Source organism: Stenotrophomonas maltophilia (genome assembly GCF_001274595.1).
GTDB lineage: Bacteria > Pseudomonadota > Gammaproteobacteria > Xanthomonadales > Xanthomonadaceae > Stenotrophomonas > Stenotrophomonas forensis.
Map to the genome: position 1 here is coordinate 4,692,372 of NZ_CP011010.1, position 17,691 is coordinate 4,710,062.

General features: G+C 66.3%; 16 protein-coding genes and 1 pseudogene. 3 read left to right on the forward strand and 14 right to left on the reverse strand.

Annotated features, from left to right (window positions below):
- Window positions 1–22 precede the first annotated feature (22 nt).
- The 8 genes from VN11_RS21225 to VN11_RS21260 form a co-directional block, all read right to left on the reverse strand.
- Entirely contained in the window at window positions 23–370 is a 348-nt protein-coding gene (locus VN11_RS21225) for a lipid-A-disaccharide synthase N-terminal domain-containing protein (protein WP_006476984.1), read from the reverse strand.
- On the reverse strand, window positions 370–1,092 hold the full coding sequence (locus tag VN11_RS21230; protein ID WP_053451165.1) for a glycosyltransferase family 2 protein: 723 nt from the start codon (window positions 1,090–1,092) through the stop codon (window positions 370–372). Before VN11_RS21230 ends, VN11_RS21225 begins: the two co-directional genes overlap by 1 nt.
- An 89-nt stretch (window positions 1,093–1,181) precedes the next feature.
- On the reverse strand, window positions 1,182–2,147 hold the full coding sequence (locus VN11_RS21235; protein ID WP_053451166.1) for an NAD-dependent epimerase/dehydratase family protein: 966 nt from the start codon (window positions 2,145–2,147) through the stop codon (window positions 1,182–1,184).
- A 51-nt stretch (window positions 2,148–2,198) separates the two neighbouring features.
- Window positions 2,199–2,930, reverse strand: coding sequence for a suppressor of fused domain protein (locus VN11_RS21240; protein ID WP_053451167.1), 732 nt, complete (start codon window positions 2,928–2,930; stop codon window positions 2,199–2,201).
- 126 nt (window positions 2,931–3,056) lie between these two features.
- The gene (locus VN11_RS21245; protein ID WP_008267278.1) at window positions 3,057–3,980 is read right to left on the reverse strand and encodes a ParB/RepB/Spo0J family partition protein; all 924 of its coding nucleotides are present in this window, start codon (window positions 3,978–3,980) and stop codon (window positions 3,057–3,059) included.
- The gene (locus tag VN11_RS21250; protein WP_006476989.1) at window positions 3,980–4,777 is read right to left on the reverse strand and encodes a ParA family protein; all 798 of its coding nucleotides are present in this window, start codon (window positions 4,775–4,777) and stop codon (window positions 3,980–3,982) included. The genes VN11_RS21245 and VN11_RS21250 overlap by 1 nt, the downstream gene beginning before the upstream one ends.
- A 112-nt stretch (window positions 4,778–4,889) precedes the next feature.
- Complete coding sequence (rsmG, locus tag VN11_RS21255; RefSeq protein WP_008267674.1) at window positions 4,890–5,528, reverse strand: 16S rRNA (guanine(527)-N(7))-methyltransferase RsmG; 639 nt, start codon at window positions 5,526–5,528, stop codon at window positions 4,890–4,892.
- A gap of 39 nt (window positions 5,529–5,567) precedes the next feature.
- The gene (locus VN11_RS21260) at window positions 5,568–6,167 is read right to left on the reverse strand and encodes a 4'-phosphopantetheinyl transferase family protein (protein ID WP_053451168.1); all 600 of its coding nucleotides are present in this window, start codon (window positions 6,165–6,167) and stop codon (window positions 5,568–5,570) included.
- A gap of 84 nt (window positions 6,168–6,251) precedes the next feature.
- Between VN11_RS21260 and VN11_RS22050 the strand changes: the two genes are divergently transcribed.
- Entirely contained in the window at window positions 6,252–6,503 is a 252-nt protein-coding gene (locus tag VN11_RS22050; RefSeq protein ID WP_005411656.1) for a GlsB/YeaQ/YmgE family stress response membrane protein, read from the forward strand.
- A gap of 122 nt (window positions 6,504–6,625) precedes the next feature.
- Here VN11_RS22050 and xth read toward each other — a convergent pair.
- The 6 genes and pseudogenes from xth to VN11_RS21295 all read right to left on the reverse strand — a co-directional run.
- Window positions 6,626–7,390, reverse strand: a pseudogene (gene xth / locus VN11_RS21265) (exodeoxyribonuclease III); the annotation flags it as partial.
- A gap of 163 nt (window positions 7,391–7,553) precedes the next feature.
- On the reverse strand, window positions 7,554–8,963 hold the full coding sequence (locus VN11_RS21270) for a coniferyl aldehyde dehydrogenase (RefSeq protein WP_053451169.1): 1,410 nt from the start codon (window positions 8,961–8,963) through the stop codon (window positions 7,554–7,556).
- A gap of 124 nt (window positions 8,964–9,087) precedes the next feature.
- Window positions 9,088–9,630, reverse strand: a complete 543-nt coding sequence (locus VN11_RS22055; RefSeq protein WP_080374987.1) for a DUF3304 domain-containing protein — start codon at window positions 9,628–9,630, stop codon at window positions 9,088–9,090.
- A gap of 54 nt (window positions 9,631–9,684) precedes the next feature.
- Window positions 9,685–10,611 (reverse strand): hypothetical protein, encoded by a 927-nt coding sequence (locus VN11_RS21280; protein ID WP_148565004.1) that lies wholly within the window; start codon window positions 10,609–10,611, stop codon window positions 9,685–9,687.
- A 629-nt stretch (window positions 10,612–11,240) separates the two neighbouring features.
- Window positions 11,241–12,905, reverse strand: a complete 1,665-nt coding sequence (locus VN11_RS21290; protein WP_053451172.1) for an MFS transporter — start codon at window positions 12,903–12,905, stop codon at window positions 11,241–11,243.
- A gap of 177 nt (window positions 12,906–13,082) precedes the next feature.
- Complete coding sequence (locus VN11_RS21295) at window positions 13,083–14,510, reverse strand: DcaP family trimeric outer membrane transporter (protein WP_053451173.1); 1,428 nt, start codon at window positions 14,508–14,510, stop codon at window positions 13,083–13,085.
- 245 nt (window positions 14,511–14,755) lie between these two features.
- Between VN11_RS21295 and acs the strand changes: the two genes are divergently transcribed.
- Both acs and VN11_RS21305 read left to right on the forward strand, forming a co-directional pair.
- On the forward strand, window positions 14,756–16,699 hold the full coding sequence (acs, locus tag VN11_RS21300; RefSeq protein ID WP_053451174.1) for an acetate--CoA ligase: 1,944 nt from the start codon (window positions 14,756–14,758) through the stop codon (window positions 16,697–16,699).
- 121 nt (window positions 16,700–16,820) lie between these two features.
- Window positions 16,821–17,486, forward strand: coding sequence for a response regulator transcription factor (locus VN11_RS21305; protein ID WP_006477308.1), 666 nt, complete (start codon window positions 16,821–16,823; stop codon window positions 17,484–17,486).
- Window positions 17,487–17,691: the final 205 nt, after the last annotated feature.

Sequence of the window (17,691 nt, forward strand, 5' to 3'; positions counted from 1 at the left end):
CCGGATGGGGGCCCCGGGCGCCTCAGTGGCTGGCCCTGTCCCGCTTCCAGCCCCGGTGCTTGATGTCCAGCTGCAGGCTGTACAGCGCGGTGAACGCCGGGAACAGGTTCTGCAGCACGCCCACCGAGTCCTGCTTGGCCGAGAACAGGAAGTAGCTCAGCGTCATCAGGCTGCCGACCACGCTCATGTACCAGAACAGGCGCGGGATGACCGGCTTGCCGGCACGCTTGGAGGCGATGAACTGGACCAGCCAGCGGCCGCCGAACATCAGCGCGCCGGTATAGCCGATCAGCTTCCAACCGGTCACGTGCAGGCCGGTCCAGTACAGCCAGGTCAGCGGCTGGTCGAGCCAGTGCAGTGCCAGGCCCATCACCGCTCTTCCACCGCGGTGCGCTTGCTACGGGTGATCAGCCAGGCCACGCCGCGCAGGTCGCGGATGCCGACCAGCGCGCGGCCCAGGTTGTTGTACTTGGACACGCCGGCGGTACGGTGGCGGTGGTTGACCGGCACGCTGGTGGTCTTCCAGCCGGCACGCTGCATCAGCGCCGGCAGGTAGCGGTGCATGTGGTCGAAGTACGGCAGGTCGAGGAAGGCGTTGCGCTCGAACAGCTTGATACCGCAGCCGGTGTCGGGCGTGTCATCGCGCAGCATGCGCGCGCGGATCGCATTGGCCCAGCGGCTAGCCCAGCGCTTGCTGCCGCTGTCCTGGCGGTTGACGCGCCAGCCGGCAAACAGCTTCACCTGCGCCTCGGCCGCATCGCGCGCGGCCAGCAGCTTGGGAATGTCGGCCGGATCGTTCTGGCCATCGCCATCCAGGGTGGCGATCCACGGCGCCCGCGCATGCTTGACGCCGGTGCGCACGGCGGTGCTCTGCCCGCTCTGGTTCACGTGGTGCAGCACCCGCAGTTCCGGCGTGGTCGCCTTCAGGCCCTGCAGGACGGCCAGGGTGTCATCGCGCGAGTGGTCATCGATGTAGACGATCTCGAACGGTACCCGGCCACGCAGCGCCGCGGTGATTTCGGTGACCAGCGGGGTGACATTGTCGCGCTCGTTGAACACGGGGACGACAACGGAAAGCTCGGGTTGGCTCATAAGGCACTCGGCCAAAGGGGGACAAAGACCGCGCATTCTCCGAAACCGAGGTTATCCGAAGATGAACCCGGCGGCGTGAGGATCCGTCCTCAGGCGCGATCACCAAAGTACTCGCGGCACCATTCCACGACGGGTGGCAATCCCACTTCGATCGGGGTCACCGCGTCGAAGCCGAAGGCATCATGGGCGCGCCGGGTATCGGCCATCGTGCGCACCATGTCGCCGGGCTGCATGGGCTTGTAGACCTTCTGCGCGGGGCGGCCGGCAGCCTGCTCGATCACGCCGATGAAGCGCTCCAGCTCGACCGGCGTATGGTTGCCGAGGTTGAACACCCGGTGCGGCACCGGACCGTCGGCCGGATGCGCGAGGGCGCCAAGGATACCGGACACGATGTCGGAGACATGTGTGAAATCGCGCTGCATGCGGCCTTCGTTGAACACATCGATCGACCGACCGGCCAGCACTGCGCGCGAGAACAGCAGCGGCGCCATGTCCGGCCGGCCCCACGGGCCATACACGGTGAAGAAGCGCAGGCCGGTGGCATGCAGGCCGTACAGCTGAGCGTAGGTGTAGGCCATCAGCTCGTTGGCGGCCTTGGTCGCCGCGTACAGCGAGCGTGGCTGGTCCACGCGCTGGTCTTCGGAGAACGGCGGCGTGGCCGAGTCGCCATAGACCGAGCTGCTCGACGCATACACCAGGTGCTGCACGCCACGGTGGCGGCACAGTTCGAGCATGTTGACGAAGCCGACCAGGTTGCTGTCGACGTAGGCATGCGGGTTTTCCAGCGAATAGCGCACGCCGGCCTGCGCGGCCAGGTGGATCACTGCGGTCGGCTGCACCTCATCAAACAGCGCGGCCAGGCCATCGCGGTCGGTCAGGTCCAGCGTGCGCAGGTCCAGCGTCGGGCACAGCGCGGCCACGCGGTCGCGCTTGATCTGCGGGTCGTAGTAGTCGTTGAAGTTGTCCAGGCCGACCACCGGCTGGCCAGCCTCCAGCAGCGCGCGGGCGGTGTAGGCACCGATGAAGCCGGCAGCGCCGGTGAGCAGGAGGGTCATTGCAGTTGCCTGGAAATCAATGAGTACAGGTGCAGAGGATACGCTGCGGGCTCAGAACAGCCCGAAACGCTTCTTGGCCACATTGCTGCGGCCGGGTTCGATCACGTCCTGGATGTTCTTCGCATCGAAGCGGTCGAGCAGTGCTTCGGCGCCCTTTTTCAGCTTCAGGTCCATCTCTTCCGGGTACAGCGGCATGAGGGCCATGAAGGCGATGGTCTTGCCGTCCTCGAGCACCAGTTCGGCGAAGTCTTCCGGGGTGGTCACCGGCGGCAGCACGATGGCACCGTCGAAACCCACGCCCGGCGCATAGGGCTCGCTGGGGTGGCCGTTGGGGATGGTGTGGCCGAAGCCCAGCCAGGTGTCGTACTCGTGCGGCAGCCGCGCCATTCCCTTCAGCAGGCGCACCGGCCAGTAGTTGCGCTCGTCCTCGAAGGCGTCCTGCGAGATCGGCCAGTCGGCCGGCAGGGTCACCATCAGCTCCATGTAGCGCGGCACGTCCGCATCCACCTCGGCGGGCACGGTCATCGGCAGGTCGCTCATGCCGGAGGTCACCAGCCGCAGGTACGGGAACTGCTCATTGGCCGGCACCACGTGCACGTCGATGTGCACCAGGTCGGAGATGATCTCGTGGAAGACGCCGGACACCGGGCCCAGATGGCGCTCGATGTGCGCGCTGATCGCCTCGATGTGTTCTTCGCCCTGCGCCGGCGTGAAGTCCTTCTGGCGGCTGTGCACCATGATCGGGCTGCCGCCCGGGCTGACGTCGTCGAATGCGTTGCTCATGTCCTGCTCCCTGGATGAGGCCACGGGCCAGAGCACAGTGCAGGCCCCGGGGCGCGCGGCGGTGCGTTCCCTGTCATTCACGGGAAACGGCAGGAACGGGCCGCGTCCCCCGTTGCTGCGCCGGGCTCAGCCCTGGCGCGTACGCAGCTTTTCCAGCACGCCGTCCAGGGTGTCCAGATCGGTGTAATGGATGATCAGCTTGCCCTTGCCGCCGCGGCCGTGGTTGATCGCCACCTTGGCACCCAGCGCTTCGGACAGCTCGGTTTCCAGCGAGGCGATGTCGGCCTGCTGCACCTTCGGCGTGGCCACCGGGCGGTTGCTCGGCACCTTGCCAGCGGCGAAGGCCTGCGCACGGCGCTCGACCTCGCGCACCGACCAGCCTTCGTCGGCCGCTTCCTGCGCCAGCTTGCCGGCCAGCTCGGGGGCCAGGGTCAGCAGCGCGCGGGCATGGCCCATTTCCAGGCGGCGGGTTTCCAGCAGCAGGCGGATTGCCACCGGCAGCTCCAGCAGGCGCAGCAGGTTGGACACCGCCGCGCGCGAGCGGCCGACGGCCTCGGCGGCCTCGGCATGGGTCAGGGTGAATTCGCTGATGAGGCGTTGCAGCGCTTCGGCTTCTTCCAGCGGGTTGAGGTCTTCACGCTGGATGTTCTCGATCAGCGCCATCGCGATGACGGTGCGGTCTTCCAGCTCGCGCACCACCACCGGCACTTCGTCCAGGCCGGCCAGCTGCGAGGCGCGCCAGCGGCGTTCACCGGCGACGATTTCGTAGTTGCCCGCCGGCAGCTGGCGCACCAGGATCGGCTGGATCACGCCCTGCGACTTGATCGAATCGGCCAGCTCGGACAGCTTGCCCTCGTCCATCTCGCGGCGCGGCTGGTACTTGCCCGGCTGCAGCTGGCCGACGGCCAGCTTGCGCAGCACTTCGCCCGGCAGCGGCTCGATCACCGCGGTGGTGGCCTGCACCTGGCTGACCGCGCCCTTGGGACCGAGCAGCGCATCCAGGCCACGGCCGAGGCCTCGCTTCTTGGCTGCCGGCTTGCTGCTGGTCATCAGACGGTCTCCACGGCCTTGGCGGCCTTGTTGCGTTCGTTGTTGCGGCGGATGATCTCGCCGGCCAGGCCCAGGTAGGCCACGCCACCGCGCGAGGCGCGGTCGTAGCCGACGATGCTCTGGCCATGGCTGGGCGCCTCGGCCAGGCGCACGTTGCGCGGCACGATGGTGCGGAACACGCGGTCGCCGAAGTGCTCGGTGAGCTCGGCCGAGACCGCGTTGGCCAGGTTGTTGCGCACATCGAACATGGTGCGCAGCACGCCTTCGATCTCCAGCGCCGGGTTCAGGCTGGTACGCAGCGCTTCGATGGTCTCCACCAGCGCGCTCAGGCCTTCCAGCGCGTAGTACTCGCACTGCATCGGCACGATCACCGAATCGGCGGCGGCCAGCGCGTTGAGCGTCAGCAGCGACAGCGCCGGCGGGCAGTCGATCAGGATGTAGTCGTACTCGTCGCGGATCGGCGCCAGCGCGCGCTTCAGGCGCTGCTCGCGCTCGCTCTCACCCATCAGCTGGATCTCGGCGGCGGTCAGGTCGATGTTGCCGGGCAGCAGGTCGTAGCCCTCGGCGGCCTGCACGCGCACGTCGGCAGCACTGTTCTCGCCAAGCAGCAGATCGCAGGTGGAGGCAGCCAGCTCGCGCTTGTCCACGCCACTGCCCATGGTCGCGTTGCCCTGCGAGTCCAGATCGACCAGCAGCACGCGCTTGGGTGCGTTGGCCAGGGAAGCGGCCAGGTTGACGGCGGTCGTGGTCTTGCCGACGCCACCCTTCTGGTTGGCGATGGCGATGATGCGGGCCATGCGGGTGTGCCTCGTCGACGTGTGCTGGGACCGGTCATTATGCGTACAACCGGCCCCTTGCGGAAATCGTGAATCGCCAACCCGTTGTTCCACAAGGGGCTGGCGGCGGTAATCAGGGGCCTGTAACCGTGACCAGGTGGCGTTCGCCGGCCAGGCCGGGCACGCTCAGCGGGGTCACCTCACGCACCTGCCAGCCTTCCGGCAGGTCCGCGATCTCTTCATGGGGATAGACGCCCTTCATGGCCAGCAACACGCCACCGGGGCGCAGCAGGTGGCCGCCAACGCGGACGATGCCGGCCAGGGTGTCCATCGCGCGCGCGGTCAGCTGGTCGTAACGGCCGGCCTCGTCCAGCGCCTCGGCGCGTGATTCGGCCACGCGGGCGTTGCCCAGGCCGAGCTGGCGCACGGCCTCGCGCATGAAGCGCGCCTTCTTGCCGTTGCTCTCGACCAGGGTGACCTGCAGGCCCGGGCAGGCGATGGCCAGCGGGATGCCGGGCAGCCCGGGGCCGGTGCCGAGGTCGGCCAGGCTGCCATCGGCCACGAACGGCTGCATCGCCAGCGAGTCGAGCAGGTGGCGGGTGACCATCTCCTGCGGGTCGCGGATGGCGGTGAGGTTGTAGGTGCCGTTCCAGCGGTGCAGCAGGGCCAGGTAGCGCAGCAGCGGCGGTGCCAGCGCGGCATCCAGGCCCATGCTGGCCAGGCCCTGTTCCAGCGTGGCAGTCACGCTGGCGGGAAGTGGGTGTTCGCTCATGCCGGCATTATCGCCGGTTTTGCGCGCTGATTCCCCGCTTCAGTGCGGATACCAGGCCAATGCCGCGCGGAACTGCCCGCTGGCCTGCCATTCGTGCAGGTGCCAGCGCGCGGCCTCGCCCAGTTCCGGGTCGCACCAGCGCAGGTGCAGGGCGCCGTCATTGCCGGGGGCCAGCTGCAGCCGGTGCAGGCCGAACGAGATGCCTTGGCCGTGGGCTTTCAGCATCGCTTCCTTGGCGCACCACACGCGGAAGAACCAGTGCTCGCGCCCGGCCTCGTCCAGGCGTTCCAGCCAGGCCACTTCCTCGGGGTGGAAGAAGCGCCGCACGATCTCCAGCAGGCGTGGTCGCGGCCGCAGCAGCTCAAGGTCCACGCCCAGCCGCACGCCCTCGCCCAGCGCCACCAGCAGCACCTCGCCGCTGTGGCTCCAGCCGGTGCCGTAATGGGCCAGTGCGCCGGTCAGTTCAGGCCGCCCCTTGCCGTCGCGCACCAGCGGCAGCGCCTCCGGTTCGGCCCCCAGCGCCTGCGCCAGCACCTGCCGCGCCTGCGGTTCACCGCGGTGGCCGGGCACGTGGGTGCGCCGCCAGACCGTCACCGGGCCGAAGCGCCACGGGCCGTCGAGGGTGGCTGGCAGGCTCATCCGCACGCGCCCATCACGCAATTGCACGACGGGTTCACAGCCATGCGCGTCAACTGGTCACAGTTTCCCACCGGAGGTTCGATCATGGGCATCATCATCTGGCTGATCGTCGGCGGCATCGTAGGCTGGCTGGCCAGCATCATCATGAAGCGCGACGCCCAGCAGGGCATCATCCTCAACATCGTGGTCGGCATCGTCGGCGCGCTGATTTCCGGCTGGCTGTTCGGCGGCGGCATCAACGAAGCGATCACCATCCGCACCTTCCTGTTCTCGCTGATCGGTGCGGTGATCCTGCTGGCGATCGTCAACCTGTTCACCCGCAAGAGCATACGCTGACGCGGCGGTCGTGCCGGTCGCTGGCCGGCAGACGCATCACAAGGGGCCCGGCAATCGTCGGGCCCCCGTTCTGTGGAGTCGAGCTTGCTCGACTGCATGGGAGATCCGTCGAGCAAGCTCGACGCTACTTCCACCCATGCCGGCGCATGGTCGCTCGGGCGTTCCCAGGTACGCGGCTCGCGGTCGATGCCCGAGGCCACCGCACTGCGCTTCAGCGCGTCGGAGACCAGGGTCAGGTCGATGCGCAGGCCGAGGTTGCGGCGGAAGCCGGCGGCACGGTAGTCCCACCAGCTGAAGGTGCCCGCCTCGTCGTTGTGCAGGCGGAAGCCATCGTGCAGGCCCAGCTGCAGCAGCTTGTTCAGCGCGCCGCGCTCGGCGGTGGAGGTCAGGATGTGGTTTTCGTTCCACACCTCCGGGTCGTGCACGTCGCGCGCGTCCGGGGCGATGTTGAAGTCGCCCATCACGATCAGCTTCGGGTGCCGCTGCAGTTCTTCGGCGATCCAGGCATGCACCGCCTCCAGCCAGCGCAGCTTGTACTCGTACTTGTCGGTACCGATGTCCTGGCCGTTGACCACGTACAGGTTGATCACCCGCAGGTCGCCGAAGGTGCCGGCGATGACACGCTTCTGCTCGTCCTCGAAGCCGGGAATGCCGATCTGCACGTCCTGCGCCGGCTCACGCGACAGCAGCGCCACGCCGTTGTAGGTCTTCTGGCCGGCGAACACGCTGCGGTAGCCGGCGGCGATCAGCGCCGAATCGGGGAACTTGTGGTCCTCCAGCTTGGTTTCCTGGATACCGACGATGTCCGGGCCGAACGCCTTGAGCCACTGCTCCAGGTGCGGCAGGCGGACATTGAGCGAATTGACGTTCCACGAGGCGATCTTCATGTGGGCATTCTACCCGGCCCGGGTTTGGTAGACGCCAACCCTGGTTGGCGCTTGGGGTTCACGCGTGCCAACCAAGGTTGGCACCTACCGGAAGGGGCCGCGCGGGTTGGCACCTACCGGTAGTGCCGGCCGCTGGCCGGCAACCCCATGACCCCCGCCGGCACTACCGCACGAGGAACTTCAACAACCCGGCAATCTTCGAGTACGGCGGCCGCAACCGATCGCTGGCCGCCCAGCGCGACTGCCACAGCACCGGCAGCCGCTTGCTCATCGCATCGAACCCGGCCCGGCCGTGGTACGCGCCCATGCCGCTTGCCCCTACCCCGCCGAACGGCAGGCCATCGGCCGCGAAATGCAGCAGCGTGTCGTTGACCGTCACCCCACCGGCCACCACCTGGCCGAGGATGCGCTCCACCGTCGCTTTGTCATGGCTGAAGGGATACAGCGCCAGCGGCCGATCGCGGGACAGCACGTCGGTCAACGCGGCATCCAGATCCGGGTAGGCCCGTACCGGCAGGATCGGGCCAAAGATCTCCTCGCGCATCAGCTCCAGGTCGTCCGGCGGGTCCAGCACCACGGTCGGCACCAGCAGGCGCTCGCGGTCGGCGCGCGCCTCATCCACCTGCGCCAGCGGAATGACCGGCACGCCGCGTTCGCGCGCCTGCGCCAGATAACCCTGCAGGCGCCGGTACTGTCCTTCGTTGATGATGCGTGTGTAATCGTCGGCATCGCTGAAGTCGCCGTAGCGCTCGCGTACCTGCTGCTGCAGCGCCTGCACGAACTCGCGCTGGCGTGCGGTGTCGATCAGCACGTAGTCCGGCGCGATGCAGGTCTGGCCGGCGTTGAACCACTTGCCGGTGGCCAGCCGCGCAGCAGCCTTATCCAGAGGGAAATCGCGGCAGACGATGGCCGGGGATTTGCCGCCCAGCTCCAGCGTGACCGGTACCAGATGCTCGGCGGCAGCAGCCATCACCTTGCGGCCCACCGCCGTCGAGCCGGTGAACAGCAGATGGTCCAGCGGCAGCGAGGACACCGCCGCGGCCACGTCCGCCCCACCCTGCACCACCGCCACCCGATCGGGCGGGAACACGCTGGCCAGCAGATCGGCCAGGAATGCACTGGTGCGCGGGGTGTGTTCCGAAGGCTTCAGCAGCACGTGGTTGCCGGCGGCGATGGCGGTGGCCAGCGGCACCAGTGCCAGCGTGACCGGGTAGTTCCAGGGCGAGATCACCCCGACCACGCCCAGCGGCGTCGGCCGCAGCTGCGCGCGCGCCGGCCACAGTCGCCAACCGGCACCGACCCGCTGCGGCTTCGACCAGCGCCGCAGGTGGCGGCGCAGATGGTCGATGGCCGACAGCACGCTCATGCCGTCGGCCAGTTTCGATTCAACATGGGCGCGGTGGCCGAAGTCCTCGGCGATGGCCTGCGTCATCTCGTCCAGGCGCAGCTTCAGCGCCTCGCGCAGGCGGCGCAGGTCATTCTCGCGCTGGTCGAGCGTGGGGCGCTGCGCCTGCCATGCGCTGCGCAGGGTGTGCATGATGGCGGGGAGATCGGCCGGAGTAAGGGTGGTCATGGGCCGATTGTAGGGTCGAGCCGTGCTTGGCTCGCATGCCAACCTTCACGCGGTGGCGCATGGCCTCATTCGGGAACCTCGGCACCAACGTGCATGCGTGCACCCTTCCCAATGAACGCGCCCATCACTGGGCCTTCTGCCGGTCGGTACGTTCCGCCGGGCATGACTGCGGTTCTGGCAACTCAAGCGGAATCTTGATCGGGTACTCGGGGCTGCCGTAGGCGTAACAGGAGGTAGTGGCCTGAATCTCATCACAGGGCAGGAAATGCACGGTGATGCCGCAGACTTCCTGGCCGGTGTAATCCGGGACGGGGACGACTTTGCTGTGACTGCGCTTCTGCGCCAGGATTTTTTCTCTCCAAGCCAGAACTTTTGACCAATCCTCTGTCCCAGGAAAATCCATTGCACTTCCGGCACCCGTTTCCCAGTCAACCCGCACCGTCAGCCCCGGATACCAGTGTTCTGGTGCGCCGTAGCAGCAGGCTCCAGCCCCGCCTTGATACGGGCCAATGATGTCAACGGCCGAACGACCATCGACACTGAAACGGTTGATCGCCCAGTGGGTGTGGTTGACGCCGTAGATCGCACTGGCATCCACAGCGTCAGCAGATGAGAGCAGAGGTGGGCCAACAAGAAATGCCAGCACCACGCGCTTCAGAACAAACATCACTGAAACCCCAGAATGTGTAGCCCAAATATCGTGTCCGAGGGCGTCGATTCGCTACTCAGGCGCAAACTCCCGCCTCCAGTCACGCAGGATCTCGACCTCCCTCGCGAGCAGGCCGGCCTCTGCCCACGGAACGTCCGGCGATACATCGTCCACCGCCGGAATGCTCCGCAAAGGAGTGCCAGTGTTCCCTGTGAAGAAGTGAGGCATGAAACAGTACGGCACATCTCCACTCTGGCTGGGCGTCTTCACCAACGTTGCAAAGACCGCATTCAGCGGCACCTTCGGCTTGGCGCCTGAGCACCAGGGATGCGAGCTGAAAGCATCCCGCACCTGTGCGCCAAACCGCTTGAACTCCGCGACGCTGGTCACCTTGCCCAGAGAGAAACGGCGCACCCGCGTCTCATCGTCTTCCAATCCGGTCTCGACCAGCCAACCCCAATTGTCATGCGCCGTACCGCCGTAGTCGCAGGTCACCAATGTTGCGTTTGGTACTGCGTTGTTCCAGGACAGCCAGACCTTGTTCGTTCCGCACGCCGCTTTGATCACAGGTGACCTTTCCTCGATCTGCACGTTGCCCTGGCGCGTCGCGCTGATGACCGCTTTCACAACACGGTGGTCGCGTGCCAACCCTGCCGGATCACGCGACCTCCACGTCCACTCCACGGGCAGATGGCGTCGGGACTCCTTGGGGTTCAGCCCCACCCCGAAGTAATAGTCACCGCGAAAGAAGAATGCGGAGCAGGTTGCTTGCCACCCGGTGCCACAATTGACCTCCGGATAGTCCGGATAAGCCGGCCAAGGCCGCAGGTACTCTGCGTCCAGCGGGACCCACCCTGCGTCAAGCAGCAGCCTGCGTACCTGTGTGTACTCCATGCCTTCTCGCACACCAGTAACCTTGTCGGCTGCTGCACGCTTCGCGGGCGTCGCCGGTGATGACGCCGCCACGACGGACACTGCAACTAGAAGAAGGCCGAACATGATCTGCTCTGGTTGGATGGCTTCTTCATGCTAGTTGGCGCGTGGACGCATTGCCCGGATTCGGGCCATACGCGCCACAGATTGTCGAATTCGACCAGGAACGCCCTCCCACTCCTCGCCAATCACGTCATCTCGTTCCAGAGCGATGGGAAGATGTGCAAATTCGTACATATTTCATGGCCGAGCGGCTCCAGGTCCACCAATGTATGCGTCTGACGCGCTGAAGAGCAGGGTGTAGTGCGAGGATGAAGCGGTGGACGGGCTGTTGTACTTGCTCTTTCCGTTCGAAGCCTGGAACGAGAGGCTGAACATCCCTCGCAATGAGGTGCACTTCCCGTTTGTTCCTGTGTGCAACCTCGTTGTCGTCCGCGCTGCGCGTTGCCCGGGAGCCGACCAGTTGCGCAGGCAGATCCGCCAGGCAGGCGATGAGAGCGCGCAGCGTCGGTTCTGCATCGAAGCGTTTTCAATGCGGCAGTTTGAGCCCAGCCATGGATGCCCGGAGTAGCGCGTCCTGCGGTTGGGTCAGAGCCCTTTCGCATGCGAAAGGGATCCGACCCCGATCGCCGGCACATAAACAGAAAGGCCGCGGTCTGCACCACGGCCTCTCCTTCATCCGATGACCATCATTCCTACTTGGTGATGTCCACGTTCTTGGTCTCACGCAGGAACAGGCCACCCACCACCACCGACATCAGCGCGATGCCGATCGGGTACCACAGGCCGTAGTACAGGTTGCCGGTACCGGCCACCAGCGCGAACGAGATCGCCGGCAGGAAGCCACCGAACCAGCCGTTGCCGATGTGGTACGGCAGCGACATCGAGGTGTAACGGATGCGGGTCGGGAACAGTTCGACCAGGTAGGCGGCGATCGGGCCGTAGACCATGGTCACGTACAGCACCAGCAGCCACAGCATGAAGATCGTGCCGGCGATGTTGATGCGTGCACCATCGGCCTTGGCCGGGTAACCCGCCGTGGTCAGGGCGGTCTTCAGCTCCGCACCAAACGCATCGGCCTTTGCCTTGCCGTCTTCCTTGCTCAGGCCAGCGCCTTCATACGAGGTGACCTGGCTGCTGCCCACGCTCACCATCGCCAGCGAGCCGGCAGCGGCAGGCTGCACGTCGTACGGCACGCCGGCCTTGGTCAGCGCGGCGGTGGCGATGTCACAGGAGCTGGTGAACTTGCGTACGGCGACCGGGTCGAACTGGAAGGAACAGGTATTCGGATCGGCAATGACCAGTGCCGGCGAGTTGGTCCGGGCTTCTTCGATGGCCGGGTTGGCGAAGTGGGTCAGGCCCTTGAAGATCGGGATGTAGGTGACGGCAGCCAGCAGGCAGCCGGCCAGGATGATCTTCTTGCGGCCGATACGATCGGACAGCCAGCCGAAGAAGATGAAGAACGGCACGCCCAGCGCCAGCGCGGCAGCGATCAGCAGGTAGGAGGTGGTGGCATCGACCTTCAGCATGCTGCTGAGGAAGAACAGCGCGTAGAACTGGCCGCCGTACCAGACCACGGCCTGGCCGGCAGCAGCGCCGAGCAGGACCAGCAGCATCAGCTTCAGGTTGCCGCCCTTCAGGCTGTCGCGGAACGGCGTCTTGGAGCCCTTGCCCTCTGCCTTCATCTGCTGGAACAGCGGCGACTCGCTCAGCTGCAGGCGGATCCACACCGAAATGCCCAGCAGCAGGATCGAGACCAGGAACGGGATGCGCCAGCCCCAGGCCTCAAAGGCTTCATTGCCGAGGAAATAGCGGCAGGCCAGGATGATCAGCAGCGACATGAACAGGCCGAGCGTGGCGGTGCACTGGATGAAGCTGGTGTACAGGCCACGCTTGTCGTCCGGCGCGTGCTCGGCCACGTAGGTGGCAGCACCGCCGTACTCACCGCCCATCGCCAGGCCCTGGGCCAGGCGCAGCACGATCAGGATGACCGGGGCAGCAAAGCCGATCGTGGCGTAGTTGGGCAGCACGCCGACCAGGAAGGTCGAGATGCCCATGATCAGGATGGTGACCAGGAAGGTGTACTTGCGGCCGATGCGGTCGCCGAGGCTGCCGAAGAAGGCCGCGCCGAACGGACGCACGAAGAAGCCGGCAGCGAACGCCAGCAGGGCGAAGATCATGCCCGTGGTTTCATTGACGCCACTGAAGAACTGCTTGGCGATGATGGCGGCGAGCGAGCCGTACAGGAAGAAGTCGTACCACTCGAACACCGTGCCGAGGCTCGATGCGAAGATGACCTTCTTGTGGCCCTGGGTCAGGGTACCCGCTGGATTGTGCGGGCTTGATGCAGTGCTGGACATGGGACGTTTTCCCTCTGTAGATGCCGGCCTTGGCCGGCATTCAATCTCGGTGGGTGCCGGCCTTGGCCGGCATTCAATCTCGGTGGGTGCCGACCTTGGTCGGCACTCAATCTCGGTAGGTGCCGGCCATGACCGGCACCCCATCTCGGTAGGTGCCGGCCGCTGGCCGGCACGCTCTTAGAAGCTGTACTTGGTGGTGAACTGCAATCGGGTGATGTCACCCTTGTTGCCGTTCTCGATCTCGCGGCGGCCGTACATCAGCTCGGCGCCGATATCGACCTTGGGCAGCGGCGAGTAGAAGATGTTGCCGCGCACGCTCTGCACGCTCTTGGTCACCAGCGGGCCCAGCACGCTGTCGTTGTCGTAGTCGCTGCGCGCGTAGATCAGGTTGGTACGCAGCTTCGGCGAGAACGCATGCCGCCAGCCCACATAACCGGCAAGCACGCCGGTCGGGTTGAGCTCGTCGCGGGCCACGTCGTAGGCGCTGTCGGCAGTGATGCCCAGGCCGATGTAGCGGGCGATACCTTCGCCGCCGGTCAGCTGGTAGTGCAGCGAATCGCTGTCACCCATCACCCACTTGCCGCCCAGGGTCAGGCCACCGGCCACCTTGTCGGCCTTGGCGCCGGTGGCCTGGTTGTCGACCTTCAGCTGGCGGACGATGCCACCGACACCGAAGGTGCCCCAGTCGCCCTTCCAGCCATAACGCAGGGTCAGATCAGGCAGGCTGCCGCGATCGGAGTTGGCACTGGTGTTGGTCCAGGCGCCGGTGACCGGGTTGCGGGTACCGGTGAGGGTGGTGGTCTCCGGGTTTTCCAGCGCGACGCTGAAGCCGCCCTGGGTGTAGCGCACCTGGGCCTGGCGCACGAAGATCACGCCGTCGGTGGGGCCGACGAAGTCGACCGCTTCCGGCAGCGCGGCCGCGTCCATGAAGTTGGACCAGGTCTGGCCGGCCAGCCAGTTGTTCCAGTACATGTAGGCGTGGCGCAGGGTCACGCCATAGGTGTTGGTGGCGGTCTGGTTGCCCAGCGAGTTGCCGAAGAAGTCCATCTCGAAGAACGCACCGGCCTTGTTGCCCGATTCGCTCACGTTGTCGATGCCCAGGTTGAAGCGCGAGAACTTGGCATGAGCATTGAAGTCGGTGCCCGAACGCTTGCCGCTGCCGCCAGCGCCTTCCACCGGGGTCTGGCCCGGCAGGTACAGCGAGCGGCCGGTGGCATCGTCGGCCAGCTGGCCATCGCTGGTCTGGGTGGCCAGGAAGTCGGCCTTGATGAAGCCGCCGATCTTGACCGTAGTGCCCGGCGCCGCGCCCGGGGTGATGGTGGTGACCTGGATCGGCTGCTTGCCGGCCGGCACCTGTGCGACCGGCTTCTGCCCGGCCTGCACCGTGCGGACTTCGGTCACCGCCTGCTGGGTCTGGCTGATCTGGGTCTGTTGTTGTTGCTGCGAAGACAGCAGCAGCTGGACCTGGCGTTCCAGTTCGGCAACGCGTGCTTCCAGTGCCTTCTCTTTGGCGGTCTCTGCGAACGCCATGCCCGGTGCGACCAGGGCGACCAACAGGCAGGCCGCCAAAGGTGTGCGCACGGCTTTCAACGTACGGTGGCTCATGTTGCCCTCTCTCCCAAGTGGCAAGGTGATGCCGCGCGTGGGGCACGGTCGAGCCGAGACTGCGGGGCGTTCGCGCACAGCGGCTATTCGCCATTGGTCGAACCCGGCCCTGCTGGGCGCTCACTTTCGACCATGGTCTAACCAGGGTGGTGACGCGGCCGGGGGTGGATGGGGCAAACTGAGGGGAATCGGTCGCCGCGATGCTGCGACCGCACATACAAAGTCAACGTGCAAGTGAGGGTGCCATGGCTGATATCTACCCCGTCGATCCGCAGTTCGCCGCCAAGGCACGCATCGACAAGACGTCGTACGAACAGCAGTACCAGGCTTCGGTGACCGACCCGGATGGTTTCTGGGGCAAGGCCGCCGAGCGCCTGCAATGGATGCGCAAGCCGACGAAGATCAAGAACGTCAGCTACGACCTGTCCGATTTCCACATCAAGTGGTTCGAGGATGGCGAGCTCAATGCCAGCGTGAACTGCCTGGACCGCCAGCTGGACACGCGCGGCAACAAGACCGCGCTGCTGTTCGAACCGGATGGTCCCGACGCGCCGGCCCAGCACGTGACCTATCGCGAGCTGTACGAGCGCACCTGCCGCCTCGGCAACGCGCTGCGCAACCTGGGCGTCAAGAAGGGCGACCGGGTCACCATCTACCTGCCGATGATCGTCGACGCTGCAGTGGCCATGCTGGCCTGCGCGCGCATCGGCGCGATCCACTCGGTGGTGTTCGGTGGCTTCGCGCCGAACTCGATCGCCGACCGCGTCAGCGACTGCCAGAGCAAGCTGATCATCACCGCCGACGAAGGCCTGCGCGGCGGCCGGAAGATTCCGCTGAAGGCCAACGTCGATGCCGCGCTGAAGCTGCCCGGCACCAATACCGTGGAAACCGTGCTGGTGGTGCGCCACACCGGCGGCGCGGTGGACATGCAGGCGCCGCGCGACCGCTGGTTCCACGACGTGGTGGACAGCCAGCCGGCCACCTGCGAACCCGAGCGCATGAACGCGGAAGACCCGCTGTTCATCCTCTACACCTCCGGTTCCACCGGCAAGCCGAAGGGCGTGCTGCACACCACCGGCGGCTACCTGCTGTACGCGGCCTACACCCATGAAGCGGTGTTCGACCTGCGCGAGGATGACATCTACTGGTGCACCGCCGACGTCGGCTGGGTCACCGGCCACAGCTACATCGTGTACGGCCCGCTGGCCAACGGCGCGACCTCGCTGATGTTCGAAGGCGTGCCGAACTACCCGGATACCTCGCGCTTCTGGAACGTGATCGACAAGCACAAGGTGTCGATCTTCTACACCGCTCCGACCGCCATCCGTGCGCTGATGCGCGAGGGCGAGGAGCCGGTGAAGAAGACGTCGCGCGCCTCGCTGCGCCTGCTGGGCAGCGTCGGCGAGCCGATCAATCCGGAAGCCTGGCGCTGGTACTACGAAGTGGTCGGCGACAGCCGCTGCCCGATCGTCGATACCTGGTGGCAGACCGAAACCGGCGGCATCCTGATCTCGCCGCTGGCCGGTGCGATGGACCTCAAGCCGGGCTCGGCCACCCTGCCCTTCTTCGGCGTGCAGCCGGCGCTGGTCAATGCCGATGGCGAGATCCAGGACGGCCCGACCGAGGGCAACCTGATCATCCGTGATTCCTGGCCGGGCCAGATGCGCACGGTGTACGGCGACCACCAGCGTTTCATCGACACCTATTTCCGCACCTACCCCGGCAGCTATTTCACCGGCGACGGTTGCCGCCGCGACGAGGACGGCTATTACTGGATCACCGGCCGCGTCGACGATGTGATCAACGTGTCCGGCCACCGCATCGGCACCGCCGAAGTGGAAAGCGCGCTGGTCTCGCACCCGAAGGTGGCCGAAGCGGCCGTGGTCGGTTTCCCGCACGACGTGAAGGGCCAGGGCATCTACGCCTACGTGACCCTGGTGGCCGAAGAAGCACCGAGCGACGAACTGCAGAAGGAACTGGTCGCCTGGGTGCGCAAGGAGATCGGACCGATCGCCACGCCGGACCACCTGCAGTGGGCGCCGGGCCTGCCGAAGACCCGCTCGGGCAAGATCATGCGCCGCATCCTGCGCAAGATCGCCGAGAACGCGCCGGACCAGCTCGGTGACACCTCGACCCTGGCCGATCCGTCGGTGGTGGCGTCGCTGGTGGACGAGCGCAAGGTGCGCTGATGGCGTGACTGCAGGCGCAGGACGCGCCAGGGACGTGGCCGGGAGGAGGGACCCGGCCGTGTCCGACCCGTCCTGCACCTGCCATCACGTCGCTCCCTTTCCTGATCGATAAGCTCGACCCATGACCACCCTCCTGATTGCCGATGACCACCCGCTGTTCCGCGAAGCCCTGCGTGGGGCGGTGCAGCGGGTCATCCCGGGCGTGCAGTTGTTCGAAGCCGACAGCGTGGAAGCGCTGTACGCGCTGGCCGACCAGCACAACGACGCCGACCTGGTCCTGATGGATCTCAACATGCCCGGTGCGCAGGGTTTCAACGCGCTGGTGCACATGCGCTCGCTGCACCCGCACCTGCCGGTGGTGGTGGTGTCCGCGCGCGAGGAAGCCACGGTGATGCGCCGCGCGCTCGACCACGGCGCGCTCGGCTTCATTCCAAAGTCGGCCGACTCGGACACCATCGGCCATGCACTGGGCACCATTCTCGATGGCGAGACCTGGGCACCGCCGGAAGCGCACAACGTGCCGCCCACCGGCAGCGAGGAACGCGAGGTGGGCCAGCGCCTGCGCGAGCTGACCCCGCAGCAGTTCCGCGTGCTGCAGATGCTCGGCGCCGGCCGCTTGAACAAGCAGATCGCGTACGACCTCAACGTCTCCGAAGCAACGATCAAGGCGCACGTCACTGCGATCCTGCGCAAGCTGGGCGTGACCAACCGCACCCAGGCGGTGCTGATGGCCGGCAAGCTGGCGATCGACGACGACGCCATCGTGCTGCCGCCGGAAGAGGATTGACGGTCGTGCCGGCCGCTGGCCGGCAATTCCCTGAAACGCGCGAGACGCATGAAACCGCTCCGGTAGGTGCCAAGCTTGCTTGGCACGCTTTTGACGTTGCACCTGCCGGCCAGCGGCCGGCACTACCAGGCACCGCTGTGCTCGCGGTATAGCCATCGCTATACAAACCAGCCCTGCCTGCGCGTTTCGTTGGAAACGCGCCACG